Annotated in this window: 24 protein-coding genes; 2 read left to right on the plus strand and 22 right to left on the minus strand. The window is 31.2% G+C overall.

The window, feature by feature from the left end:
• Positions 1-439 precede the first annotated feature (439 nt).
• The 14 genes from ACREWB_RS04755 to ACREWB_RS04820 all read right to left on the minus strand — a co-directional run bounded on the left by ACREWB_RS04755 (position 440) and on the right by ACREWB_RS04820 (position 14,138).
• Positions 440-1,012: a Uma2 family endonuclease gene (locus ACREWB_RS04755; RefSeq protein WP_431546344.1), complete on the minus strand. Its 573-nt coding sequence runs from the start codon at positions 1,010-1,012 to the stop codon at positions 440-442.
• Between the two features lie 305 nt (positions 1,013-1,317).
• A complete protein-coding gene (locus ACREWB_RS04760) occupies positions 1,318-1,911 on the minus strand; it encodes a hypothetical protein (protein WP_431546345.1) in 594 nt (197 codons plus the stop codon).
• 50 nt (positions 1,912-1,961) lie between these two features.
• Complete coding sequence (locus tag ACREWB_RS04765; protein ID WP_431546346.1) at positions 1,962-3,113, minus strand: RNA/DNA-binding domain-containing protein; 1,152 nt, start codon at positions 3,111-3,113, stop codon at positions 1,962-1,964.
• Between the two features lie 523 nt (positions 3,114-3,636).
• Positions 3,637-3,993 carry a hypothetical protein gene (locus ACREWB_RS04770; protein ID WP_431546347.1) on the minus strand — a complete coding sequence of 119 codons (357 nt, stop codon included), beginning with the start codon at positions 3,991-3,993 and terminating at the stop codon, positions 3,637-3,639.
• Positions 3,994-4,599: 606 nt separating this feature from the next.
• A complete protein-coding gene (locus ACREWB_RS04775) occupies positions 4,600-5,742 on the minus strand; it encodes a Fic family protein (protein ID WP_431546348.1) in 1,143 nt (380 codons plus the stop codon).
• A gap of 394 nt (positions 5,743-6,136) precedes the next feature.
• On the minus strand, positions 6,137-7,144 hold the full coding sequence (locus ACREWB_RS04780) for an RpnC/YadD family protein (protein WP_431546349.1): 1,008 nt from the start codon (positions 7,142-7,144) through the stop codon (positions 6,137-6,139).
• Positions 7,145-7,557: 413 nt separating this feature from the next.
• Positions 7,558-7,878, minus strand: a complete 321-nt coding sequence (locus ACREWB_RS04785; protein WP_431546350.1) for a type II toxin-antitoxin system RelE/ParE family toxin — start codon at positions 7,876-7,878, stop codon at positions 7,558-7,560.
• The gene (locus ACREWB_RS04790; RefSeq protein ID WP_431546342.1) at positions 7,865-8,131 is read right to left on the minus strand and encodes a type II toxin-antitoxin system Phd/YefM family antitoxin; all 267 of its coding nucleotides are present in this window, start codon (positions 8,129-8,131) and stop codon (positions 7,865-7,867) included. The genes ACREWB_RS04785 and ACREWB_RS04790 overlap by 14 nt, the downstream gene beginning before the upstream one ends.
• A gap of 847 nt (positions 8,132-8,978) precedes the next feature.
• Positions 8,979-9,932: an Rpn family recombination-promoting nuclease/putative transposase gene (locus ACREWB_RS04795; RefSeq protein ID WP_431546351.1), complete on the minus strand. Its 954-nt coding sequence runs from the start codon at positions 9,930-9,932 to the stop codon at positions 8,979-8,981.
• 147 nt (positions 9,933-10,079) lie between these two features.
• Positions 10,080-11,204 (minus strand): DNA-processing protein DprA, encoded by a 1,125-nt coding sequence (gene dprA, locus ACREWB_RS04800; protein ID WP_431546352.1) that lies wholly within the window; start codon positions 11,202-11,204, stop codon positions 10,080-10,082.
• Between the two features lies 1 nt (position 11,205).
• Complete coding sequence (locus tag ACREWB_RS04805; protein ID WP_431546353.1) at positions 11,206-12,744, minus strand: YifB family Mg chelatase-like AAA ATPase; 1,539 nt, start codon at positions 12,742-12,744, stop codon at positions 11,206-11,208.
• The gene (locus tag ACREWB_RS04810; RefSeq protein WP_431546354.1) at positions 12,728-13,318 is read right to left on the minus strand and encodes an REP-associated tyrosine transposase; all 591 of its coding nucleotides are present in this window, start codon (positions 13,316-13,318) and stop codon (positions 12,728-12,730) included. Before ACREWB_RS04810 ends, ACREWB_RS04805 begins: the two co-directional genes overlap by 17 nt.
• Before the next feature lie 395 nt (positions 13,319-13,713).
• A complete protein-coding gene (locus ACREWB_RS04815) occupies positions 13,714-14,031 on the minus strand; it encodes an ATP-binding protein (protein ID WP_431546522.1) in 318 nt (105 codons plus the stop codon).
• A complete protein-coding gene (locus ACREWB_RS04820) occupies positions 14,007-14,138 on the minus strand; it encodes a hypothetical protein (RefSeq protein ID WP_431546355.1) in 132 nt (43 codons plus the stop codon). Before ACREWB_RS04820 ends, ACREWB_RS04815 begins: the two co-directional genes overlap by 25 nt.
• 817 nt (positions 14,139-14,955) lie before the next feature.
• Between ACREWB_RS04820 and ACREWB_RS04825 the strand changes: the two genes are divergently transcribed.
• Positions 14,956-15,225 (plus strand): hypothetical protein, encoded by a 270-nt coding sequence (locus ACREWB_RS04825; protein ID WP_431546356.1) that lies wholly within the window; start codon positions 14,956-14,958, stop codon positions 15,223-15,225.
• Positions 15,226-16,151: 926 nt separating this feature from the next.
• Here ACREWB_RS04825 and ACREWB_RS04830 read toward each other — a convergent pair.
• The 3 genes from ACREWB_RS04830 to ACREWB_RS04840 form a co-directional block, all read right to left on the minus strand.
• Positions 16,152-17,558 (minus strand): RNA-binding domain-containing protein, encoded by a 1,407-nt coding sequence (locus ACREWB_RS04830; protein ID WP_431546357.1) that lies wholly within the window; start codon positions 17,556-17,558, stop codon positions 16,152-16,154.
• 865 nt (positions 17,559-18,423) lie between these two features.
• A complete protein-coding gene (locus ACREWB_RS04835; RefSeq protein WP_431546358.1) occupies positions 18,424-18,744 on the minus strand; it encodes a type II toxin-antitoxin system RelE/ParE family toxin in 321 nt (106 codons plus the stop codon).
• Positions 18,731-18,997 (minus strand): type II toxin-antitoxin system Phd/YefM family antitoxin, encoded by a 267-nt coding sequence (locus ACREWB_RS04840; protein ID WP_431546342.1) that lies wholly within the window; start codon positions 18,995-18,997, stop codon positions 18,731-18,733. The genes ACREWB_RS04835 and ACREWB_RS04840 overlap by 14 nt, the downstream gene beginning before the upstream one ends.
• Before the next feature lie 211 nt (positions 18,998-19,208).
• Between ACREWB_RS04840 and ACREWB_RS04845 the strand changes: the two genes are divergently transcribed.
• Positions 19,209-19,346, plus strand: a complete 138-nt coding sequence (locus ACREWB_RS04845) for a hypothetical protein (protein WP_431546359.1) — start codon at positions 19,209-19,211, stop codon at positions 19,344-19,346.
• Positions 19,347-20,426: 1,080 nt separating this feature from the next.
• Here ACREWB_RS04845 and ACREWB_RS04850 read toward each other — a convergent pair.
• The 5 genes from ACREWB_RS04850 to rfbC form a co-directional block, all read right to left on the minus strand.
• Positions 20,427-20,705 carry a hypothetical protein gene (locus tag ACREWB_RS04850; protein ID WP_431546360.1) on the minus strand — a complete coding sequence of 93 codons (279 nt, stop codon included), beginning with the start codon at positions 20,703-20,705 and terminating at the stop codon, positions 20,427-20,429.
• Positions 20,706-21,118: 413 nt separating this feature from the next.
• A complete protein-coding gene (locus ACREWB_RS04855) occupies positions 21,119-22,471 on the minus strand; it encodes a nucleotide sugar dehydrogenase (protein ID WP_431546361.1) in 1,353 nt (450 codons plus the stop codon).
• Between the two features lie 56 nt (positions 22,472-22,527).
• Positions 22,528-23,361, minus strand: coding sequence for a dTDP-4-dehydrorhamnose reductase (rfbD, locus tag ACREWB_RS04860; protein ID WP_431546362.1), 834 nt, complete (start codon positions 23,359-23,361; stop codon positions 22,528-22,530).
• Positions 23,362-23,441: 80 nt separating this feature from the next.
• Complete coding sequence (rfbB, locus tag ACREWB_RS04865) at positions 23,442-24,497, minus strand: dTDP-glucose 4,6-dehydratase (RefSeq protein WP_431546363.1); 1,056 nt, start codon at positions 24,495-24,497, stop codon at positions 23,442-23,444.
• 6 nt (positions 24,498-24,503) lie between these two features.
• Entirely contained in the window at positions 24,504-25,076 is a 573-nt protein-coding gene (gene rfbC, locus ACREWB_RS04870) for a dTDP-4-dehydrorhamnose 3,5-epimerase (RefSeq protein ID WP_431546364.1), read from the minus strand.
• Between the last annotated feature and the right edge of the window lie 8 nt (positions 25,077-25,084).

Here is a 25,084-nt window from a genome sequence, read left to right on the forward strand (position 1 = left end):
TGTCTTGGGCCTTAGGCCTAGGTCTTAGGTCTTGTCTTTTAGATTTATTTGAATATGAAAAGTACTGGCATGATAGCAAGAACATTCAACATAATAGTAATTATATTGGGTGTTCTTTAAATAACATAATGTTCTAATCCGATTTTAACGACAAAGAAACCACCAAAATTATAAATTTCAGTGGTTCCCCATGGCTGCCGCCAAGTTTTTTTGTTTCTATTTTTTCCAACCTATTATATTTCTTTCAAACTTTTTCTGTTCTAACGCATCAGCTGTCCCATCTTTGATGCCCTTCGGGGTTCCCATTTTAGCCTAGCCTCCGCATGTCTTACCTTCGCATTCACCTTTGGTAATTTCTTGCTCTTCCTCAGAGGCTCTAGGAGATGACTGGAAGTTAGCTCGTTGCTAAGTGCTAAACTCTGTTGATAAGGGGGCGTTGCTAAAGTTCAAAAATTTCTTTCAAATTTATTTTAAGTTCTTTGAAAGTAGCTGATTCAAATTCTTCTCCGTTTTTATAAACTCCGAATTGTTCATAAAACCCTTTATCATTAATTTTATATATTGATACTGTTTTAATTTTAGGATTTACTATCCAGTATTCATTTACTCCAAAGTGTTGATATAAATTCATCTTTGTAACTAAATCATGAGACTCATTTGACGGACTTAATATCTCTACAATTAAGGTAGGCACCCCAGTATAGTTTCCATCATTGAGACCTATTTTATCGCAAATGATACTTATATCTGGGATAACCTTTTTGGGATACTCTTCTTTTTCATTTTTCAGTATAATATCAAATGGAGCGATAAAAGGCTTACATAATTTATTCTTAAAGAAAATATTAAATTCAGTAGCTATGTTAAGTGCTACTATTTGATGTGTTTTGGATGGTGATGCTTGATTATATAATATTCCATCAATGTATTCTAATAATTCATCGCTATTCTCATCTATATTTACAAATTCATCATAAGTTATATATTTCGTTTCTGGCAACATCAAAATCATTCCTTCCTCTCTAATTTAAAACAACTCTAATACAAGTATTATATCAAATTTTTTGAATATTTGCACCATTTAAATATATTTAAGTAAACCTTATCTCATTTTCTTACACTATGCACTATTTACCTAAACATTACAATGATTATTCTATAAATGTCATGAAACCTGGCCTTAACGACGAAAAAAACCTGTGAAATATATTTCAATATTTCACTGGTCTCACCCCATGGCTACCGCCAAGTTTTTTTGTTCTTATTCTTTTCAGAGTCAGCGCTTTTCCACCCAACTCCTCTTCTGATAAATCCGCATCAAATGTCCCATTTTCGCCTAGCTCCGCATATGCTGTTTACTAAAAGCTCACAGTCCCCAGGGAACTTTGTAAAAAAATGGATGTAGCGTAGCGGTAACCATTTTTTTACTTGATTATTGAATTGTCGGTTTATTGTCGGTTTATTGTCGGTTCTAACATAATAACTATTACTACCCGCTGCAATTAAGCTAATTATTCCATCCTCTTTCATTTTACTAAGAATATACCTAACCTTTCTTTCATCATAACAGCATAAATCCTGAACAGTTTTATTTGTTATTGAGCCTTTCTGTTCTATATACTCTAAAATCATAGTTTTAGCTTTTATATAATCTACAGTTTTATCTTTAATATAGCCTACATCTTCACCAAATGATCCATACACCCTTTGAGTGAATATAAACTTTCTATTGTTCCTTTCTAAGTATCCACCTTCAACTAGTTCATTTAATATATTTCTAATATCAATGCCTTCTAGCTGAGTAAGCTTAGCAGCCTCTTCTATGTTTATACTTTTGTTCTCTTTTAAATAATGCAAAATCATAACCTCTACAGTATTAAATATCTTCTGCTTTGTTTCTTGTTCTTCCAAAATGAATTTAACGAACTCCTTATCTTCAAGGGTATTTCTTAAAGTAAGTATTACTGCATCACTATAAACGTATATACAGGCATATGTTTTCCAAGTGCAAGCATATCTCTAAAAATAATATCTACACCCTGACCTGCCCTTTGCACATACTTAAATTGCTGTAAGTTTTCGGCTATAAGCTTATTACGTGGAACTGAAGGATGAGTTATTATATTTTCGGTAGTTATCCCTTGTGGAAATCCACCTGGGTTTTCTATAACTAATCTATTATGATAATGTTTAACATAAATAGCCCCATTACTTGTATAATCTCGGTGTGAAATCGCATTCAATAAAGCTTCTTGAAAAATATGTTTTGGATAATCCTTAACTTCCATTCTAAATAGCCCAACCTGTATATTAACAATTGTGTTAGAATCCTCTATTATCTGTGTAAGTCTATCTAATGCAGATAATATTGTTGTTCTTAAATCTAATCTCTTATCGTACTCTGTAGTATTCCTTTCATTGTAATGTAGATATATAACCTCTGACTGTGGAAGGTACTTTCTAATGGAGTCATCTTTACCTACAAATAATAACCCAGCTATAGTTAATTTTACTTGTCCATCTACACTCACAGTTAGTCCTAAATCATTTAAAAATGCTTTATCCTGTAAATTAACTAATGTTGATTCAGGATCCCTGCTTCTCAGTCTTTCCTTTAATTTATAAACCTCTAATGTATTAATATTTATTTCTGATGTCTCCGCCAAAACTAATGTTGAAAAATCATTCGTAGTTTTAGTCACTTCATTTAGATGGTATTCATCAGGATACAAAGGCTTTGAATTTTTACCTAATCTTTTAAAGACCTCGCCTGCTGATGTTGATATTAACTGATTTGATTTTTTAACTTTGATTACTAGAACTATCTTGCCAACTAATTCCACTTCCTCAATATCTGTAAAGAGCTTATGAACAGTCCTGTCATAGATACTTTCAATTATATTTTGTATATCATAATCGTTACAACCAGTAATTTGTCCATTATCTTCAACGCCAACGAATATATACCCACCAAAGGTATTAGCTAGAGCCACAGCTTCTTTTGTTATCACTCCCATTAGATCCTTCTTACTTTTTGCTTTTATCCAGCTTTTAAACTCTATTTCTCTAGTTTCACCTTTATCTATAAGCTGAATTAGCTCTTCAGATTCCATAACCCCATCCTCCTCTTGAAATTTCTATTTACAATTATTGTCCATTATATAATTTTGGCCAATAAGATAGATCTCTTTTCTATATTGTTTACATTCCCATATTATCTCATTATTTATTATTTCTATTTATTCAAAGTCTTTCTGTGAAATTTATAATGTTTCACTAAAAGAATAAACTTTCTTTGTTTTTCAATCTCCAAAGAGTGGCTTAAATATATAATATATTTTCGATTACATAAATTCAATCACTTAATTTTTCTTTTATATTATATCCCATCCATATTACTAACATTACTATATTATATCCTCTTTTATTACCTTATGCACTACTTATCTAATCACCGTAATGAATACTTTGTAAATGTCATGAAACTTGGCCTTAACGACGAAAAAAACCAGTAAAATATATTTAAATATTTCACTGGTCTCACCCCATGGCTACCGCCAAGTTTTTTTGTTTCTATTTTTTCCAACCTATTATATTTCTTTCAAACTTTTTCTGTTTGCTAACTACCTTACTATTTTATACTGGTCTACGTTCCAGTACCTTTATTTTAATTTCATGTTTTCCAGTAACTTCTTCAAGAACCTCAACAACTTCTTTAACATGCTTCACATCGATAGATACATTCTTAATTGCTATTTCTGATATATCGATTTTCTCCATTATCACACTATCACTAACTTCAAATAATCGTTCTTGTTGTTCACCATGTGCCTGATGAAGTTCACCCAATGTGATAACATTAGCCTTTATTTCTTCTTGTATTAATTCAATTTTATTAAGCCTACTATCTACGGTATATAATGCACCTTTTATTTCTGTCTGACCTTCCGTTAATTTAACCAGTATATCCATTATATCCTCATTGCTCGCCATTTTTTATCACCCCATATTATTATAATTATTATCATTTCTTAACATTGGTGACTTACTAACTACCTATCCATATTATCATCTCATTTTTATATTATATCATTATTTTTTATATTATAATTCATTTCTGGCAAAAAAACTAAAAATTTATTATTTATTTAATATTACTCTTTAGATATGATTCAGGCGTTAATTCTTTATTTTCAACTATCTCAAGTGTTACTAATTTATCTCTATCTTTTTTACTTAGAATTGCGTTAAGTAGTGCTATTAGATTATCTTTTGTTTCTTCTTCACCAAAAGTTTTTTTTTAAAATGAAATCATTAAGAGGTTTTAATCTTTTCATATAATCATCCATTCCTATATTCTTATTTTATCAGAAAATTATAATTTATTCTATACTACTTTTAAAATATTATATTAATGTCGTGAAACAAACATTTAATGACAAAAAACTACTGAAATATTTCTATACATTTCAGTAGTTCCCACCCATGGCTATCGCCAAGTTTTTTTATTTTTCTACCATCCTAAAGTTCATTATCTCGAATTTCGACATCATTCGGGTTACCCCGAGGTCTTTGCGAGGCCTTGGCTGCGCTTGCTGTCTATCTTAAGATATTAATTAAATCGTAAAAATAATATTTTCTATTTCTTGGTTTTTGATCGGAATAAATGATTTTTGCTTCCACTAATTTTCTTAAATAACCATCTAAAGTTGTCGTTGGAATTGTAACTTTACTACTTATTTTAACTTTTGTGAAAATAGGAAATTCAAATATAGCATCTATAACTTCCCTCATTTTGCTGCTATCGATTATTTCTATGCTTTTATTAATAGCTATATTATATAGTTCATTTATTTTTTCTATTTTATCAATTAATTTATTTGATTCATTTATGCAGGCACATAAAAAGAAGTCTATCCAATCAGAATAAATCTTTCTTGCTTCCGCAACATCTATGTTGTTCTGCTCTTCATCGTCTTCTTTGTCTGTCACAATAACTCTAGTTGCATTTAAAAGATCATAGTATTTAAACTTATCTTTTTCTAAACTTTCACTTACAAATAAGTTAGCACTACTTATAAATCCTTTACTGTATAAATATAAAGGAATTAGTATCCTTCCTATTCTACCATTTCCATCTAAAAAGGGATGAATCGTCTCAAACTGTGAGTGAATTAATGCTATTTTAATTAAATCGTTAGTTTCATCATCTTCATTTATAAATTTTTCTAAATTGCTCATATAACTATCTACAAGCTGTGGCTCTGGTGGAATGTATGAAGCATTCTCTATTTTACACCCTTGTGTTCCTATATAATTTTGAACTGTTCTAAATTCTCCTGGTGTTTTACTTCCACCTCTCACACCACCCCCAAGTAATGTTTTATGCAAATTTTTTATTAATCTACTGCTTATAGGTAATCTTTCTAAACCATATACTCCTTCTTGTAGAGCAATATGATAGTTTATTACTTCTCTAATATCATCTGTAACATTTTTCTCATCTGATCTATAATCTAACATTTGATCCATAGTTGCCTGAGTACCTTCAATTTTAGAAGACTCTAAAGCTTCTTTTAATGAAAACAAATCCATTAGAAGCGAAGGTCTTACTTTTGAGTTTTTTAATTTTTCATTATAAATAGCAATTTCTTTATTTGCTTTTATTACTTTATTAAACAATCTTTCCTTATCAATTAATTTATCATTAGGAAATGTGAATGGCACATACGATTTTCTCATTGTTAACCCTCCTTATTTGAAACACTTTTACTAATATTATCGTTACTATTCTATTAAATTATACCATTTAAAACAAAAAAGCATACTTTTTTGTTTTATTTTTTTTATAATGCAAATTTAAAAATACAAATTATAAGGTTTCAGCGCTTGTTACTACTCTAAGAGGATTGATCATCCCTTAAAATTATAATTGATTTTGTATTATTGTCGTGAAACATGGCTTTAACGACAAAAAACTACTGAAATATTTCTATACATTTCAGTAGTTCCCATCCATGGCTATCGCCAAGTTTTTTTATTTTTCTACCAGCCTAAAGTTCATTGTCTCGAATTTCGACACCATTCGGTTTACCCCTAGGGGGCTTTGCGAGGCCTTGGCTGAGCTTGCTACCTCCTAATTCAAAAATAGTTTATTCCTTAGTTCTATTATTTCTTCTTCACTTAACTTAGAGTATTTTTTAATTTTTTCAATTGGTTCTTCATCTAATAGCATTTCTGTTGCTATTTCTTTTCTTTCTTTTTCCACTCCTTCTTCTCTTCCTTCTTCTCTTCCTTTTTCTCTTCCCCTTTGTTCTACAACTGGATCATACAAAGTCTTAGTCATAGCGCGTACCTCCTCATTTAATTTTTCATCCTCACCATATCTTGTATTCAGATATTCAAATAAATTTGCCACAGCTAATAATATTCTGTGTAAATCATCCCCGTCTATTTCCCTATTATTAAATAATTGACTTCCTTCTTTAGATATTTTTTCTGATATATTTTTTGCTTCTATAATTGTTTCTCTAAGTTCATTACTTCCTTCGCCATATTTCTTTTTTATTTGCTCCATTTTATATCTAAGTTTAAATACTTGCAATGGAAGCAGTGGATACATTTTATCTTCCATAATATCTATGTCACTGTACTCCCAATATTTCATTGTTGGCACAGTATATTTTATTTCCTGTCCATCTGGAAAAATTAATTTCATTTTTAATTCATCTTTGATATTCTTATTTTGCTCAACAAATATCACTAATTGCTTTGGAATAAATAATACTATTTCTTCTGTATTAGCGACCTGACCCTTTGCTAATTCCTTTGCTTTTTTAAAACCGTATTCAAACATTCTTATTACCATTGTTGAATCATTTTTTGTTTGCAGCTCTATATGATAATGATATGGTTTATTTTCCTTAGAAATCTTTAAAAATAAATCGCCACGTATTATATCATAATCATCTGAAACAAATTCACTGTTTTCAAATGTTATTTCTACCTTTTTTTCATCAAAATCTTCTTTAAATAGACTATTCATCATTGTAATTAGTACTTTCTTTGATACTGCAAACAGTGACTTTAGTATCTGATCTAATTTTACTGGTTGTTCATTTTCAATATTTATAAGCCATCTCACCTACTTTCTATTATACTTTCATTTTAGCATTTTTATATATAGTTTACAATTTTATTATACACTATTTGTGTATTTAATATAATGGATATTCTATAAATGTCGTAAACCACACCTTTAACGGCGAAAAAACCAGTGAAATACATTTAAGTATTTAACTGGTCTCACCCCATGGCTACCGCCAAGTTTTTTTGCTTTTATTTTTTTCTGTGTTCCAGGGCTTTTCCACCCAACTTCTCTTCTGATAAATCCGCATCAAATGTTTCATCTTCGCCTAGCGCCGCATTCCCATTTACTAGGTGCCTGACACAACCTCATTCCATTAAATGGATTAGCGGAGCGAATCCGTTTAATGGTTACTACTTACGAGGACTTGGCTGAGCTTGCTACATACCCTGGCTGCCGCCCTGAACTTACTACATTAAGGTCTCATAATTTTTAGCTCCGTATAGAATTCGCATTATTACCACCTGTTTTTCAGACTCATTCACTAAATAAAATACAATATAATTATCTACTATAAACCTACGATAACCTCTTGTTTTTAATGCTTCATCTAATACATGGCTACAGGAAAAAGGAAACTGTTTTAACCTCATTATCCCTGTTTCTATTTTTTCCATCAGATCATTTGCCGCAGTTCCTGCAAATAATTTATTAACTATATACTCATAAATCTGATCTAAGTCTTCCTCAGCAACTGGTGTAAATTTTATTTTGTATTCATTTATTGGCATATTTATTCCTCAACTTCTTGAAAACTTCCTCACCATCTAGTAACGCTACTCCTCCTGAAACCTGTGCTTCAGCTTCAGCAAGTTTTTTGTACACTCCTACTATAGCAAGTTGGGATTCATAAGTTTCCATACTCATTACAACTAAATCTCCATAACCATTTTTAGTAATGAAAATAGGTTCATGTTTTTTATGACACATCTCAGATATTTCATTTGTATTTCTCAAATCTGTTATTGGTCTTATTTGTGGCATAGAAGATCACCTCTTTTTTATATCTAGTGTACTTACTTGTACACTGATTGTTTTCATTATTATAACATAATTATGTACAAATCACACTTCTTTTTTATTATTCTATGACACTATAATGAATTTTCTATTTTTTTAAGTTCTACATTTACTCCATCATCTATTGCTACTGATAAAATAGCATCAAAGGCACTTTTAATAGATTCCATACTTAATGGATAAGATTTTTATGGTCGCATCCATATCAATCGTTGATCTCATATCTACACCAACTATCGCAGCTACTAACATACCACCTTTTAGTATGAATTTATCTTTAAAATTAAATAATATGTCTTTTCATGTTTTGAGTAGTAGCGAATATCCCTACTACTTTTTTCTATTTTTTGTCTTGCGCCTTAGGCCTAGGTCTTAGGTCTTGTCTTTTAGATTTATTTGAATATGAAAAGTACTGGCATGATAGCAAAAAACATCCAACATAATAGTAATTATATTGGGTGCTCTTTAAATAACATAATGTTCTAAACCGATTTTAACGACAAAGAAACCACCAAAATTATAAATTTCAGTGGTTACCCATGGCCGCCGCCAAGTTTTTTTTGTTCATACTCTTCTTTAGGTTTTAATTTTTCAATCCACTTTTACATCTAATGAATCCGCATCAAATGTCCCATTTTCGCCTAGCTCCACATGCCTATCTCATGTTTACCTTTTCGATCCCCATAAAATAGGTGACTGACACGACCCCATTACAGAAATTGTCAGCGTTAGCTGGCAGTTTCTGTTTGCTACTTGACGGACCAACGGGCCCGCCTTGCTATCTGTTTGCTATTTTGTGGTTCCCTAATTACTAGTGGATTACATTCTTTACTACATCCCTTACATATTCTACATCAAAATCATTTATCTCCGCAATATATTCTATAGAAAGCCCTTTACTGTATTGTTTCAATATTAATTGTTTTATTCCTTCTTCTCTGCCTTCTTCTCTGCCTTCTTCTCTGCCTTCTTCCTTGTAGTGCAATTTTCTAATTTCGTCTATACTCAATTTAAATGCACCTCCTCTTTCCCTTTTATATTCTTCATATTTCTTTTCAAACGCAATGTCTTCAGTTAAAAATAAGTATCCTAAAAAATCTACTAATGCTTTTACTTGATCATTGTTTTTAACTTTATTATAAGTTGATAATTCATCTGATAGTTTTATTTTTGCCTCATATATATCCTCGTCTCTTGAACCTGTTTCTAATAAACTTTTTGCCATTTTAAAAACTAATTTGAGTGGGTTATCATCACTAATATTTTCAAGTTCTATTTTTTCTACATCAATAGTTTTAAAGTTATATATTAGTATTTCATTTTCTAACTCTGGTAATTTATATACATAACTTTTATCTTTTCCACTATCACCTTTATAGGTATATATTGCTGCAGCTACTATTTCTGACCTATCTTTATTCTTATATCTAAATTTATCCCATATTCTATAAAAATATCTAAACATTCTTTCTCCAAAAATTTCATGCCCACTTCTATAGCTTTGTACTTCTACATGAATAAATAAGATCTTGCTTCCTTTATCTTTTAATCTCACCTTTATTATTTTATCTGATATTATGTTTTCAGCGCTATCCTTATCAAATATTTCCTTTTGTATTTCTTGCAAATCTTTATCTAATGATTCTGTTCCCATTTCCCAAGCTATTTTATTAAATATCTCTGGAAAAAGCAATTCTACTATTTCTTCTTCAAATGCTTCCAAGATTGATTTCCAAGCTGCATCAAAATCATGTTTTGTCTTCAAAATTATTCACTTCCTTGTAATTATGCAATGTATTTATAATTTTATTATATCACATTAATTTTTTCTTCACACTACTTTTAAAGCATTAAAGCAATGTCGCGAAACCTGGCTTTAATGACGAAAAAACCAGTGGAATATATTTAAATATTACACTGGTCTCACCCCATGGCTGTCGCCAAGTTTTTTACTTCTTAAAAACCCACCCACATTTACTATTAAACCTCTTAATTCCATTACTGAAATGGCTTCTATAATATCAGATCTATCATCTTTTACATTAAGTAACAGTTCGCCTAACGTCATAGATTTGCCCTTTAATCTATCAAGTATAGCCTTTTCTAGTGAAGTTAACTCATCAGATATGAGAGATGCGTTTTCACTACACACTATTTGCGTCCTCATACCCTCTAGTAGTAATTGCGAAGGTTTTAAATATATTTCAGCCCCTTCTCTTATTAACCTATTTGTACCTATACTTTCTCTACTATAAATACTATTTGGTGCAGCAAATACTTGCCTGTTTTGTTCTTTTGCAAAAGCTGCGGTCAGAAGAGAGCCACTTTTATCTCCCGCTTCCACCACTAAAAGTTTTTTACACCAAGCACTTATTAATCTATTTCTCATTGGAAAATAATTAGGATTGGGTTTTGTTCCTGGTGGATATTCTGAAATAACGGTCCCTTTTTCTATAATCTTCATCATAAGTTCTATATGTTCTTTTGGATAACATATGTCTACCCCACACCCTAAGATAGCTATAGTATATCCGCCTGCTTTTAGGCAAGCTATTTGTGCATATCCATCTATCCCTTTAGCCATTCCACTAATAATTGGTACGTTATTTTGAGCTAAGAACTCCGATGCTTCTACTGTTAATGTTTTACCATATTCAGTACATCTACGACTACCAACAATTGCTACTCCCATACTATCTTCTATAACATTACCTCTATAATATAGAATAATTGGAGCTTTTTTAATATCCTTTACTTCAATTGGATATAAGGAATCTCCATAAGTTAATACTTTTATATTTATCTTTTCACATTTTTTTAAAATTTCTTCTGAGTTTGCTAAAGATTTAGAACTAAAAATTATATCTGCAGTAGCGTTACCTATCCTATTTATATTTATAAGTTCATGTTTGGTAGCTTTATAAATATTTTCTGGGGTTTTAAAGACATCTAATAATATTTTTGAGATTACGGGACCTATCCCACTAATTTGTGATAACCATATCCAGTATAGTAGATTTCTATCATTAGTAACCATACTAAATCACTACCATATTCACTTGTTCTTTGTCCAAATCTCTGCACAATAATGCTTTGGCCATATGCCTCTTATTTATATTCTTAGCACCATCTATATCTGCAAAGGTTCTTGCTACTTTTAAGAATTTATGATAAGTCCTTGCACTATAATTAAATCTATCAAAAGCCATTCTTAATAACTTTTTACTTTCATCATCAAGTATGCAAAACTTTTTGATTAAATCCGGTGTCATCTCTGCATTTGAATTTACTTTCTCATTATTTTTATATCTTTCCCTTTGTATATCTCTAGCGAACTCCACTTTTTTTCTAATCTCAAAAGAACTAATTCCTTTGGAATTATCTGAAAGTTTTATAAAATCCACAGGCATAACGTATTTTTGTATATCTATACGATCCAGCATTGGTCCTGATATTTTCTGCCTATATTTTAAAACCTCATAATCCGTGCAATGACATCTTTGTTGCCCGTAATAACCACAAGGACAAGGATTCATAGCAGCTATAAGCATAAAACTTGCAGGGTAGACATTAGTGTATTTAACTCTAGAAATAGTAACCTCATTATCTTCCATAGGTTGCCTTAAAGCATCCAAAGTTTTCTTATTAAATTCTGCAATCTCATCTAAAAATAGCACTCCGTTATGAGAAAGCGAAATTTCTCCAGGTGTAGCATTGCACCCTCCACCTACTAAAGAATTCATAGAAGCATTGTGATGTGGTGCTCTAAATGGTCTTTCTGTTATTAATGCACCTCTGTTTTTTAAAACACCTGCTACACTATATATTTTTGTTACTTCTAGAGCTTCCTTCTCTGTCATTGATGGCAAGATTGATGGTATCCTTTTTGCTATCATAGACTTACCGCAGCCTGGTGCTCCAGACATAAGTAAGTTATGACCTCCTGCTGCAGCTACCATAATAAATTCTATAATAGCCTCTTGACCTTGGACCTCCTGAAAATCAAATAGGTAAGGATCTTGTATTTCATTCTCACATTTTGATTCTTTTGGGATACTATAAGGGGTCACCCCTTCTAAAAAAGAAATTACATCTGTTAGCTTATCAAATCCGAAAATATTTATCCCTTTTACTAAAGAGGCTTCCATTATATTTTCCTTAGGAACAATTAGACTCGTAATTCCCCTTTGCTTAGCTTCTATTGCCATAGGTAGAATTCCTGAGCATGGTCTTATATCGGCATTTAAAGATAGTTCACCAATAAACCCAAAGTTTTGAATCTCTTCTATATTTATTTGTTTAGATTGTATCAACAGCCCTATAGCCATTGCTAAATCAAAGTGAGATCCACTCTTTTTGATGTCTCCTGGTGAAAGATTAATAACAATTTTCATTTTTGGAAATTCGTATTTGATATGTACAATGGCAGCTTCAAGTCTTTCCTTTGCTTCCTTTACTGAAGCATCTCCTAGCCCAACAATTGATACAGATGGCTGCCCATATATTGTGTCAGTTTCAATTTTTACTACATATCCATCTACTCCACTCAAAGCAAAACTATTAACTACTGCTGCCATTTATACAACCTACTTTCACGCTATCAGATTTTATTTTTATAGCACTTTCTACAAAGTTCTTATATAATTTATGTTTATTTTCTTCTTTAAAATGCAGAAGGATTTCTTCTGATGAAATAAGTTTTTCCTTTTCCTCACCTATATATATTTTATAGCTAGACCAGGAATATTCCTCTGCGTTTTTAACCATATTCGCTCTCACTGGATTTAAATGTATGTATCGACTTGTAGCAAGCATTTGTTCATCAGTTTCAATAACTTCCGAATGATATCTATCTTGAAACAAATGGCCTATATAATTATATGTTTTATTAAAGTATTGGGCATATGTTTGATTGATTTTCTTCATTATTTCAGAAATATTATTATCTAATGTTCTTATTTGTAAATGAACATGATTTGTCATCAAACAGTAACTATATAATTTAAAAGGGAATTTCTCCATTGCTTCCTTAACTATTGCAAGAAATATTACATAATCCTCTTCAGATTTAAATAGATCACTTCTTCTATTACCTCTACATGTAATATGATGAATTGATCCTGGGTACCAATCACACTTTTTTCTAACCATATTTTTTTATTCTCCTACTAAGTAATTATTTATTTAAATTATATCCAAATAACTTCTTAATAAACAAAAACTACCGAAATACATCACTATGCATTCAGTAGCTTTCTATACTGGCTATCGCCAAGTTTTTTTATTTCTATTTTTTCCAAACTCTAATTTCCCATTCCCAATTAATAGGCTGCTGATGCGACCCCATTACATAACATTACATAAATTGTCAGCGTTAGCTGGCAGTTTTTGTTTGCTAAGTTTTTTTACTACATTATTTCAAGAAGAACATCTAAAGTTGTATAAGCCTTCAACGGAGCCATTTATGTCCTTTATACTAACTATTTTTCCTTGAAAAACTTCTAAAGTTCTTCTTAAATAGCTCTAAAGTTCTTCTTATTTTTTAGTTAATAAGCACCTATTGAACTAGCATCTCTGCCATAATAATGACCTTGCCAAGCTATAGGAATTCCTTTTGGCGCCGCTGGAATTTGAAACATTATAACTCTATTACCCTCTATACTTAATTCATATATTTCAATAAATGTTAAAGCGATTGTAGTCTTTTTAGAAATCTCAAATTTTAAATTATCTAAATCAGCTTTATCTTTTCTAAAATTGGTACCTACAACCTCTCTATTATCCTTAATGCCAAAAACAAGCCAAGCATACCTTTTATCTTTTAAATTAGCCTCATTACTCAGCGCTGAAAAATACTGACCGATTTTATTAAATCATACTGACTCTTAGCTTCCTTAAATTCAATCCATTCAGTTTCAGCAGGCAATTCTCTAAATTGTTTAATTAACTGAAGAAGCTCTGTATCTTTCATATCAATGTACCTCCTATCCAATACGATAATCCTATTTTAAAATTTAAATAAATTTTTGTGTAATTCACAAATTTTCCTATTAAAATATAATATTAAATCATTCATATAAATAATTCAAACTATTTAGCAAGTATAAGTCATACGTACCATACTTAAACACACAATATTATATTTATATTTTTTGACTTTGTGCATTATCTTATATATAATTAAACACAAATCCATTATTTACCTTTAATTAAGATAATATAAAATATAAAATGAATAATTATATTCTTGTTTACCACTGTAACTATTTCTACTTTATTTGATTAATAATATAAATCCACTTTCACACTCATTTTATTATATCCTCTTTTCTTACCTTATGCACTATTTACTCACCCAATATAAAGAACATTTTATATTGTATAAATATCGTGAAGTTGTCACTTAACGACGTAAAGACCACAGAAATATTTATATATATTTCTGTGGTCACCCCCAATGGCTATCGCCAACTTTTTTTTGTTCTTATTCTTTTCTAATCTTCTATATTTTTCTACCTAATTTCACGCTATTAAATCCGCATCAGATGTCCCATTTTCGCCTAGCTCCGCATGCCTACCTCATGTTCACCTTTTCGATTCCCATAAAATAGGCTGCTGATGCGACCCCATTACAGAAATTATAGTTTTTTTTAGGTTTTCGCACAGCCTGCCGGGGGTATTTGTAAAAAATGGGTGTAGTGTAACGGAAACCATTTTTTTACTTGCTCATATTGCAATGTGCAAATAATATATTTACATACAATTCCACTCGTATTTGTTTAAAATAAATGATATACTATAATTATGAGGTGATGGTAATGGATGAAAAAATAGTATCTTTACTAAATCAATTGTTAGAAGGACAAAAAAACACAGATTTAAAAATTGATAGGATTGAAATAAAATTAGATTCAGTTGTTGATCAAACAGCAGACTTAACAGAATTTAGAACTATGGTAAGTAGCAACTTAGAAGATATAAAAGATAATTTAAGCAATGTTGAAGTTATAACAGCCAGTAACTGGAAAGATATCGCAAAATTAAAAGCAGTTAAATGATATTTAAAAACCATCTATTGTTAGATGGTTTTTTCTTTTGGTTCAATATAACCTTTATTATATTGAGCGCTTCCATCCTATGGCTGCCACCAAGCTTTTTTGTTTATACTCTTCTTTGAGTTTTAATCATCCAATCCAATTTTACATCTAATGAATTGAAATCAAATGTCCCATTTTCGCCTAGCTCTGCATGCCTATGTCATGTTTACCTTTTCGGTTCCCATAAAATAGGCGGCTGACACGACCCCATTACAGAAATTGTCAGCGTTAGCTGGCTGTTTCTGTTTGCCGATAAATTCGCATCAAATGTCCCATTTTCGCATTGCTTTCGCTTGCCAATCATACCCAAGGGTCTGACCCCTTACAGTATTAGGAAGCGAAGCAAACAAGCTCTGTTGCTTTTTTATGTAATTTCAAACAAAGCATACAAATTCTTTATTTTAAAGTGTAAACCGTAAATCATAAATCTTTCTTAACAATCTATAACAATTTCGTGAAACTGTCACTTCACGACGAAAAAACCACCAAAATTATAAATTTCAGTGGTTTCCCATGGCCGCCGCCAAGTTTTTTTGTTCATACTCTTCTTTAGGTTTTAATTTTTCAATTCACTTTTACATCTAATGAATCTGCATCAAATATCCCATTTTCGCCTAGCTCCGCATGCCTATCTCATGTTTACCTTTTCGATTCCCATAAAATAGGTGGCTGACACGACCCCATTACAGAAATTGTCAGCGTTAGCTGGCAGTTTCTGTTTGCTAACCGAAATACATCACTATGCATTCAGTAGCTTTCTATACTGGCTATCGCCAAGTTTTTTTATTTCTATTTTTTCCAAACTCTAATTTCCCATTCCCAATTAATAGGCTGCTGATGCGACCCCATTACAGAAATTGTCAGCGTTAGCTGGCAGTTTCTGTTTGCTACTTAATCTCCCAGAAACCAGTCTTCTTTGAACCTACTCTGATAATGATATTTTTATTCTGCAAAGATGCCAAATTCCTTTTTACTGTACTTATTGCAAATTTGGTATTCACAGATATATTTTTAGCAGTAATTCTTTGATCATTATAAATTTCACTGAGTATTTTTCTTTCTGTTGTATTTAAAGTATCATTTAAAGTATCATTTAAAGTATCATTTAAAGTATCATTTAAATCTTTATTATTACTTATTACCACTTTAGTCATAAACGCAACTGTACTAAATTCAGGTTCTGATAACCCTAACTCCACCATTTCGTTACACATACGGTCTACACCTTCACCAAATTCTTTAACATATTTGTAGTCCTTTAAAAGTCCTGCAATTTTAGGATTTCTAGAAAAGTGCACATTACGCATATTATTAAGTCTTACAAGTCCAGGTAAACTTCCTGGACTTTCAACAACAATTCTATTATCAAACATTTTTATTTGTATGTCAGTTCCTTTTATGCTATAGTCCCGATGTGCAACAGCATTTACAATAATTTCATTCCATACAAACTCAGGATACTCTGGCGTTGTTTTAAATAATCCACCTTTTACAAGCCTTGTATACTCTTTTATCTGGGTCCCAACAAATTCTATTGATTTTCTAAGCATTTGTAAAACTGTTCCTTCAAAAATCACATCTTTAATTATATTCATTTGTGCCCCAGTTTTTTCTTCTATCCCTTGATATTTAATAAAGCGAATTCTTGCACGTGGGAAGAATCTTTGTGGAAACTTTCCAAAGAGAAGTATTGTTGCTGCACTGATAGCGAACTTATCATTTTCTTTCCGGATAAAATCTTTACCTTCAGACAAATATTCAAGTGGAGTCTTAGAATATCCAATTATATTGATGTATTCTGTAACAGCATTCATATCAATATCCTCTAAGGATGCTTCTCTCAAAAAAGTGTCCTCATAGAGCATATCGCCCTTATCATAAATAAGCTGCATCCTTTCGTCAAAGCTTAATTTTTTTGATTTATCCCCAACACGATAAAAAACAACATCAGCCTGATTAGTATGTACTTGAGTGCTCTGATATACATTTATTAATAATAATTGATTTAAATTACCCTCTTTATCTATGCAATCAATTCTTTTGAAATCAACTTTAATTGTAGGCTTGCAAAAATCAAATGGAACTCGTAAAAACTCATTAATTTTTTCTTCATAACCCTTTATACCCTCTATTTGCCTTGTCTTATCATCAATACCGATAGCAAGAGTACCACCATCAGCATTAGCAAAGGCAATAATAGGATCTGCTAAATTCTTTGGATCAATACGTATACTTTTTTTGTCAAAAACTTGATTCTCTGGCATTGTTTGTAGTTCTTCAACTGTGTATTGCATAAGCACACAACCTTTTTCAAGAATTTAATCTGTTAAATTTAATTGTAATTATATTATATATAATTCACATGAATTTTACAATTTAGCTTTATTTAAACTAAAAGCACTATAAAATTATTTCACACTACTCTATTTAATAATATTATATATTACAATAAACTAATAGTATTATATCATTTTTTTTCTATTTTGAAGTATCTTTTCACCTAAATAAATAATATAATGAGTATTCTATTAATGTCGTGAAACCTGGCCTTAACGACGAAAAAAACCAGAGAAATATATTTAAATATTTCACTGGTCTCACCCCATGGCTACCGCCAAGTTTTTTTGTTCTTATTCTTTTCAAAGTATCAGAGCTTTTCCACTAAGCTTCTCTTCTAATGAATCCGCATCAGATGTCCCATCTTCGCCTAGCTTTCGCATATGATGTTCACTAAACGTTCACATCCCCCAGGGGTCCTTGGTGGACCATAGGGCCGCCTTGCTACTGACCATAGCTTTTATTCTCCCATAGATATATTTTTATTTCTAAATTATATCCAAAAAAAAATTTAATAAACAAAAACTACCCGAATGCATCCCTATTGCATTTAAGTAGTTTTTTCGCTGGCCTCACCCCATGGCTACCGCCAATTTTTTTTGTTTTTATTTTTTGAAACTCTCAATTTTCCCTACCTGAGTTACATTCTAGTAAATCCGCATCAGATGTCCCATCTTCGCCTAGCGCTGCATTCCCATTTACTAGGTGCCTGACACAACCTCCTTCCATTAAATGGATTAGCAGAGCGAATCCGTTTAATGGTTACTACTTACGAGGCCTTGGCTGAGCTTGCTACATACCCTGGCTTCCGCCCTGAACTTACTACATTAAGGTCTCATAATTTCTAGCTCCGTATAGAATTCGCATTATTACCACCTGTTTTTCAGACTCATTCACTAAATAAAATACAATATAATTATCTACTATAAACCTACGATAACCTCTTGTTTTTAATGCTTCATCTAATACATGGCTACAGGAAAAAGGAAACTGTTTTAACCTCATTATCCCTGTTTCTATTTTTTCCATCAGATCATTTGCCGCAGTTCCTGCAAATAATTTATTAACTATATACTCATAAATCTGATCTAAGTCTTCCTCAGCAACTGGTGTAAATTTTATTTTGTATTCATTTATTGGCATATTTATTCCTCAACTTCTTGAAAACTTCCTCACCATCTAGTAACGCTACTCCTCCTGAAACCTGTGCTTCAGCTTCAGCAAGTTTTTTGTACACTCCTACTATAGCAAGTTGGGATTCATAAGTTTCCATACTCATTACAACTAAATCTCCATAACCATTTTTAGTAATGAAAATAGGTTCATGTTTTTTATGACACATCTCAGATATTTCATTTGTATTTCTCAAATCTGTTATTGGTCTTATTTGTGGCATAGAAGATCACCTCTTTTTTATATCTAGTGTACTTACTTGTACACTGATTGTTTTCATTATTATAACATAATTATGTACAAATCACACTTCTTTTTTATTATTCTATGACACTATAATGAATTTTCTATTTTTTTAAGTTCTACATTTACTCCATCATCTATTGCTACTGATAAAATAGCATCAAAGGCACTTTTAATAGATTCCATACTTAATGGATAAGATTTTTATGGTCGCATCCATATCAATTGTTGATCTCATATCTACACCAACTATCGCAGCTACTAACATACGACCTTTTAGTATGAATTTATCTTTAAAATTAAACAATATGGTATTTTATGGACAATAGTAATTTGATTTGCTTAAACCCCGTTATACAAAGGCTTGTCGAGTTTTGATTTCCCTGTAAATATAATATGTCTTTTCATGTTTTGAGTAGTAGAGAATATCCCTACTACTTTTTTCTATTTTTTGTCTTAGGCCTTAGGCCTAGGTCTTAGGTCTTGTCTTTTAGATTTATCTGAATATGAAAAGTACTGGCATGATAGCAAAAAACATCCAACATAATAGTAATTATATTGGGTGCTCTTTAAATAACATAATGTTCTAAACCGATTTTAACGACAAAGAAACCACCAAAATTATAAATTTCAGTGGTTCCCCATGGCTGCCGCCAATTTTTTTTGTTCATACTCTTCTTTAGGTTTTAATTTTTCAATCCACTTTTACATCTAATGAATCCGCATCAAATATCCCATTTTCGCCTAGCTCCGCATGCCTATCTCATGTTTACCATTTCGGTTCCCATAAAATAGGTGCCTGATGCGACCCCATTACATAAATTGTCAGCGTTAGCTGGCTGTTTCTGTTTGCTAATATATTTCTATAAATTTCAGTGGTCTCACCCCATGGCTACCGCCAAGTTTTTTTGTTCATACTCTTCTTTGGTTTTTAATCTTCCAATCCAATTTTACATCTAATGAATCCGCATCAAATGTCCCATTTTCGCCTTGCTCCGCATGCCTATCTCATGTTTACCTTTTCGGTTCCCATAAAATAGGCGGCTGATGCGACCCCATTACATAAATTGTCAGCGTTAGCTGGCAGTTTATGTTTGCTAAAGAAACCACCAAAATTATAAATTTCAGTGGTTCCCCATGGTTGCCGCCAAGTTTTTTTTGTTTATACTCTTCTTTAGGTTTTAATTTTTCAATCTAATTTTACATCTAATGAATCCGCATCAAATGTCCCATTTTCGCCTAGCTCCGCATGCCTATCTCATGTTTACCTTTTCGCTTCCCATAAAATAGGCGGCTGACACGACCCCATTACAGAAATTGTCAGCGTTAGCTGGCTGTTTCTGTTTCTTACCTAATTTCACGCTATTAAATCCGCATCAGATGTCCCATTTTCGCCTAGCTCCGCATGCCTACCTCATGTTCACCTTTTCGGTTCCCATAAAATAGGCGCCTGATGCGACCCCATTACATAAATTGTCAGCGTTAGCTGGCAGTTTATGTTTGCTAATATTATCAATCTCTGCTTTATGCGTAGTATTACTAAGTTCAATAGCATTTACAACAGAAAATATTTCATCCTGTCTTATTTCCATATTCTTTTGGCTTACATACATTTCCTTTTGATTTTCTTCTATAGTATCTAATTTCTTTATCAATATTTCGAACATTTTCTTTGTTTCATTATCCATTCTAAATCACCACCACTATTTTAATTTTCAAGTAAGCTAATTATAACATCTTCAAACTTTCTTATCAATCTATAAGAAAGTACATTTTTACAATAAACTAAGTATTATATTTTAGATAAATATACTTGTGGTTAAAAGTGAAAGTTAACCTAAAATGCAAAATATATTTTAGGTCTTAATATTGATTTTAAAATTTACTTTTTCAGTGCCCAACTATAAATGGGTTTTTTTTATTGTCTTATTCACAAAAATCCATACCAACCTTAATTAGTGGTTTTAGTGAAAAGTAAATTAATTTATCCACTTCTTTATCCTACTCTATTTTATAACCAAATATCTGCCACCTTTAAATACTTTATTACTAAACACAGCTTTAACATCATATGTATCTTCAAGTCTTATTTTCAAAACAACTATAATCTCCAGTAAATAAATCTGTCTCTATCAACACTATCTTTGTCCATTATTCCTTTAATATCGATAAATACATTTTTATATCCTAGTTCTTCATCTGCTGCAACTTCGTCTAGTATATCATTTACACAATATAACTTGCTAAAATCATTAATATCCATGTTTCTATACTCACTATGCGATACCGCTAATATAACTGCATCCATATCATTTATATCCTGAATATTCCTTAACTCTAATCCATATTCTTTTTTTATTTCATTCTTATCAGCAAATGGATCTGTAACTAAGACATCTATGTCATATTCTTTTAATTCTTTAATAACGTCTACAACTTTAGTGTTTCTAATATCAGGACAATCTTCTTTAAATGTAATTCCGAGTATCGCTACTTTAGCACCCTTAACTCTCTTATTAGCTTTTATTAAACTCTTAACAGTATTCTCAGCAATATACTTAGCCATACCATCATTAATTTTTCTACCTGCTGCTATTACCTTAGATTCCACTCCTACTTCTTTTGCTCTATGTATTAGATAGTACGGATCTACCCCTATGCAGTGTCCTCCAACTAAACCGGGATTCATTTTAATGAAGTTCCACTTACTACCTGCTGCATCTATAACAGCTTTAGTATCTATGTTCATTTTATTGAAAATCATAGCTAATTCATTTACAAATGCTATATTTACGTCCCTCTGACAGTTTTCTATAAGCTTAGCTGCTTCTGCAACTTTTATACTTTCTGCTCTATACACACCAGCTTCTATTACTAACTCATAAACTTTTGCTACAGTATCTAATGTTACTTCATCCATTCCTGAAACTATTTTAACTATATTTTCTAATCTATTAACTTTATCTCCAGGATTAATTCTTTCAGGTGAATATGCTACTTTGAAGTCTTGTCCACATTTCAAACCTGATTCTCTTTCTAATATAGGTACGCATATTTCTTCAGTTACACCTGGGTATACTGTTGACTCATATACTACTATAGAACCTTTAGTTAAGTTTCTTCCTATTATCTCACTTGAACCTTTAACTGGCCTTAAGTCTGGTGTTTTATCAACATTAGTAGGTGTTGGTACTGCAACTATATGAAATTTGCATTCTCTTAATTTACTTTCATCGCTAGTAAAAAATACTGATGAATTTTTAACACCTTCATCACCTATTTCATTTGTTGGATCAATCCCAGACTTATATGTTTCTAACTTCTCTTTATTTATATCAAACCCTATAACATTAACCTTTCTATCAAAAGCTATTGCTAAAGGTAATCCTACATACCCTAAACCAACTAAAGATAGCTTTGTTTTTTTGTCTAATAACTCATTATATAAATTCATAATTAATTCCCCTTATAGTATATATTTATATATTTATAGATTTTTTCATTTTATTACTATTTCAAATATTCCTCAATCGCGTCCTGCCAAGTTCTAGTTATATCCCCAGTAGTTAATTCCAACATATAATTTTTAAGTACTGAATACTCAGGTCTTTTTGCAGGCCTTGGAAATTCATCAGTTGTGCAAGGCAAAACTTCTGTGTCTATACCTTTAAGTCTGAATATTTCTTTAGTAAACTCATACCATGTACATTCGCCTTTACAGGTACAATGGAAAAGGCCATAGTTCTTATCTTCTACAAGCTTTATTATAACTCTCGCTAAATCTACTGCACTTGTAGGGGTTCCTCTTTGGTCATTAACTACTTTTAATGTCTTATTAGTTTTACTTAAATTTAGCATAGTCTTTACAAAATTATTTCCATCTCCGTAAAGCCATGCAGTTCTAACTATGTAATGCTTAGTATTAAGGTTCTTAACTAATATTTCTCCCTCAAGCTTTGTTTTACCATAAACAGTTTGTGGATTTACTTCATCAAACTCTGTTAGTGATTTACTGATATTACCACCAAAAACATAGTCTGTTGATATTTGAACAATTTCTGCACCAATCTCATTTGCGGCCATGGCTAAGTTTTTAGGTCCTATTGTATTTATCTTATATGCCAAATCTAATTGCGACTCACACTTATCAACAGCCGTAAGTGCAGCACAATTAATAATTACATCTGGTTTATTACCATTTACAAAGCTATATACTTTGCTAACATTTGTTATATCTAAATCTAATACATCAGTAAGAATCAATTCTACATTAATTTTTTCTTTATATTGTTTTGTTAGTTCTCTGCCCAATTGACCATTAGCTCCTGTTATTAATAGCTTCATATTTAACACCTCTTAATCAAATTTACAAGCCCTTTATATGACGAAACTCTCAGAGCTTACCCCAAGAGTTATTTTACTTGCTATTTATTTTCGTACATTTTACTATAATATTTTTGATAATCACCTGAGGTTACATTTTTCATCCAAGCTTCATTATCTAGATACCATTTTATAGTCTTCTTTATTCCAACTTCAAAAGTTGTTTCTGGATACCATCCAAGCTCTTCTTTAATCTTAGTTGGATCTATTCCATATCTTAAATCATGGCCTTTTCTGTCTTCTACATATTTAATTAGATTTTCTGTAATTTCTTTATCCACATTTTGATTTATATAATCAATAACAGTTTTCACTATAGTAATGTTAGTTCTTTCATTATGTCCACCTACATTGTAAACTTCACCTAATCTACCATCATTAATTACCATGTCTATAGCTTTGCAATGATCTTCAACATATAACCAATCTCTTACATTCATACCATCACCGTATACAGGTAAATCTTTATGATTTAAGCAATTGTTTATTAAAAGCGGTATTAATTTTTCTGGGAATTGATATGGGCCATAGTTATTTGAACATCTTGTAATATTAACTGGCATTTTATATGTATCTGCATAAGCCTTAACCATTAAATCTGAACCAGTTTTACTTGCTGCATATGGACTATGTGGGTCTAACGGTGTAGTTTCCATAAAGAAACCTGTTGCACCTAAACTTCCATAAACCTCATCTGTAGAAACGTGAAGGAACTTAACGCCTTCCTTAAAACCATCAGCTGTCTCCCAAGCATTTTTTGCACAATTAAGTATGTTCACCGTACCAAGTACATTAGTTTGAGCAAAAATTTCTGGCATCTTTATACTTCTATCTACGTGTGACTCAGCTGCAAAATGTGCAACATAGTCTATGTCATACTTTTCAAAAAGACTTGAAACCAATTCCTTATCACATATATCACCTTGAACAAATATATGTCTTTGATCATTTTCTACAGCTTTTAAATTCTCTAAATTACCTGCATAAGTTAATTTATCTAAATTTATAATTTTTATATCTGAATATTTATTTAACATATAATGAATAAAATTTGAACCAATGAAGCCAGCTCCACCGGTAACTAAATAAGTTTTCATAACTAATTACTCCCCTCTATATTGAAATGGTACTTCTAAATCTTTTAGTTTCTTTTGTATTTTATCCTTATCTGACAATAAAATCTCTTCTATACCTGACAGTGGCCATTCTATAGCAATATCTTCATCATTCCATAATAGTCCGCTATCATACTCGGGAGCATAATAGTCTGTACATTTATAGTTGAATACAGCTACATCTGACATAACTAAAAAACCATGAGCAAATCCTTCTGGAACATAAAATTGTTTTTTATTTTCTTCTGTAAGGATTACTCCTTCCCACTCTCCAAAAGTAGGTGAACCTTTTCTTAAATCTACAGCTACATCAAAGACTTGTCCCTCTGTAACTCTAACTAATTTACCTTGTGTATGTTTAGTTTGAAAATGAAGTCCTCTTAAAACGCCTTTTTTAGACTTTGATTCATTATCTTGAACAAATTCCATTGTAAGCCCAGCTTCAAAGAAGTCATTCTTATTGTATGTTTCCATGAAATATCCTCTATTGTCACCAAAGACTTTAGGTTCAATTATGTATATATCTTTTATCTTAGTTTCTATAAAATTAAACTTTCCCATATGTGCCT

Source organism: Clostridium sp. (genome assembly GCF_050717635.1).
In the GTDB taxonomy this organism is placed as follows: domain Bacteria; phylum Bacillota; class Clostridia; order Clostridiales; family Clostridiaceae; genus Clostridium_AD.

Coding starts and splice junctions, on each gene's coding strand:
- ACREWB_RS04755 (WP_431546344.1), bottom strand. CDS start 1,012: ATGATTTTGATGTTGCCAGAAACGAAATATATAACTTATGATGAATTT.
- ACREWB_RS04765 (WP_431546346.1), bottom strand. CDS start 3,113: ATGGAATCTGAAGAGCTAATTCAGCTTATAGATAAAGGTGAAACTAGA.
- ACREWB_RS04770 (WP_431546347.1), bottom strand. CDS start 3,993: ATGGCGAGCAATGAGGATATAATGGATATACTGGTTAAATTAACGGAA.
- ACREWB_RS04775 (WP_431546348.1), bottom strand. CDS start 5,742: ATGAGAAAATCGTATGTGCCATTCACATTTCCTAATGATAAATTAATT.
- ACREWB_RS04785 (WP_431546350.1), bottom strand. CDS start 7,878: ATGCCAATAAATGAATACAAAATAAAATTTACACCAGTTGCTGAGGAA.
- ACREWB_RS04790 (WP_431546342.1), bottom strand. CDS start 8,131: ATGCCACAAATAAGACCAATAACAGATTTGAGAAATACAAATGAAATA.
- dprA (WP_431546352.1), bottom strand. CDS start 11,204: ATGGTTACTAATGATAGAAATCTACTATACTGGATATGGTTATCACAA.
- ACREWB_RS04805 (WP_431546353.1), bottom strand. CDS start 12,744: ATGGCAGCAGTAGTTAATAGTTTTGCTTTGAGTGGAGTAGATGGATAT.
- ACREWB_RS04810 (WP_431546354.1), bottom strand. CDS start 13,318: ATGGTTAGAAAAAAGTGTGATTGGTACCCAGGATCAATTCATCATATT.
- ACREWB_RS04820 (WP_431546355.1), bottom strand. CDS start 14,138: ATGAAAGATACAGAGCTTCTTCAGTTAATTAAACAATTTAGAGAATTG.
- ACREWB_RS04825 (WP_431546356.1), top strand. CDS start 14,956: ATGATATACTATAATTATGAGGTGATGGTAATGGATGAAAAAATAGTA.
- ACREWB_RS04830 (WP_431546357.1), bottom strand. CDS start 17,558: ATGCAATACACAGTTGAAGAACTACAAACAATGCCAGAGAATCAAGTT.
- ACREWB_RS04835 (WP_431546358.1), bottom strand. CDS start 18,744: ATGCCAATAAATGAATACAAAATAAAATTTACACCAGTTGCTGAGGAA.
- ACREWB_RS04840 (WP_431546342.1), bottom strand. CDS start 18,997: ATGCCACAAATAAGACCAATAACAGATTTGAGAAATACAAATGAAATA.
- ACREWB_RS04845 (WP_431546359.1), top strand. CDS start 19,209: ATGGATAAGATTTTTATGGTCGCATCCATATCAATTGTTGATCTCATA.
- ACREWB_RS04850 (WP_431546360.1), bottom strand. CDS start 20,705: ATGGATAATGAAACAAAGAAAATGTTCGAAATATTGATAAAGAAATTA.
- ACREWB_RS04855 (WP_431546361.1), bottom strand. CDS start 22,471: ATGAATTTATATAATGAGTTATTAGACAAAAAAACAAAGCTATCTTTA.
- rfbD (WP_431546362.1), bottom strand. CDS start 23,361: ATGAAGCTATTAATAACAGGAGCTAATGGTCAATTGGGCAGAGAACTA.
- rfbB (WP_431546363.1), bottom strand. CDS start 24,497: ATGAAAACTTATTTAGTTACCGGTGGAGCTGGCTTCATTGGTTCAAAT.
- rfbC (WP_431546364.1), bottom strand. CDS start 25,076: ATGGGAAAGTTTAATTTTATAGAAACTAAGATAAAAGATATATACATA.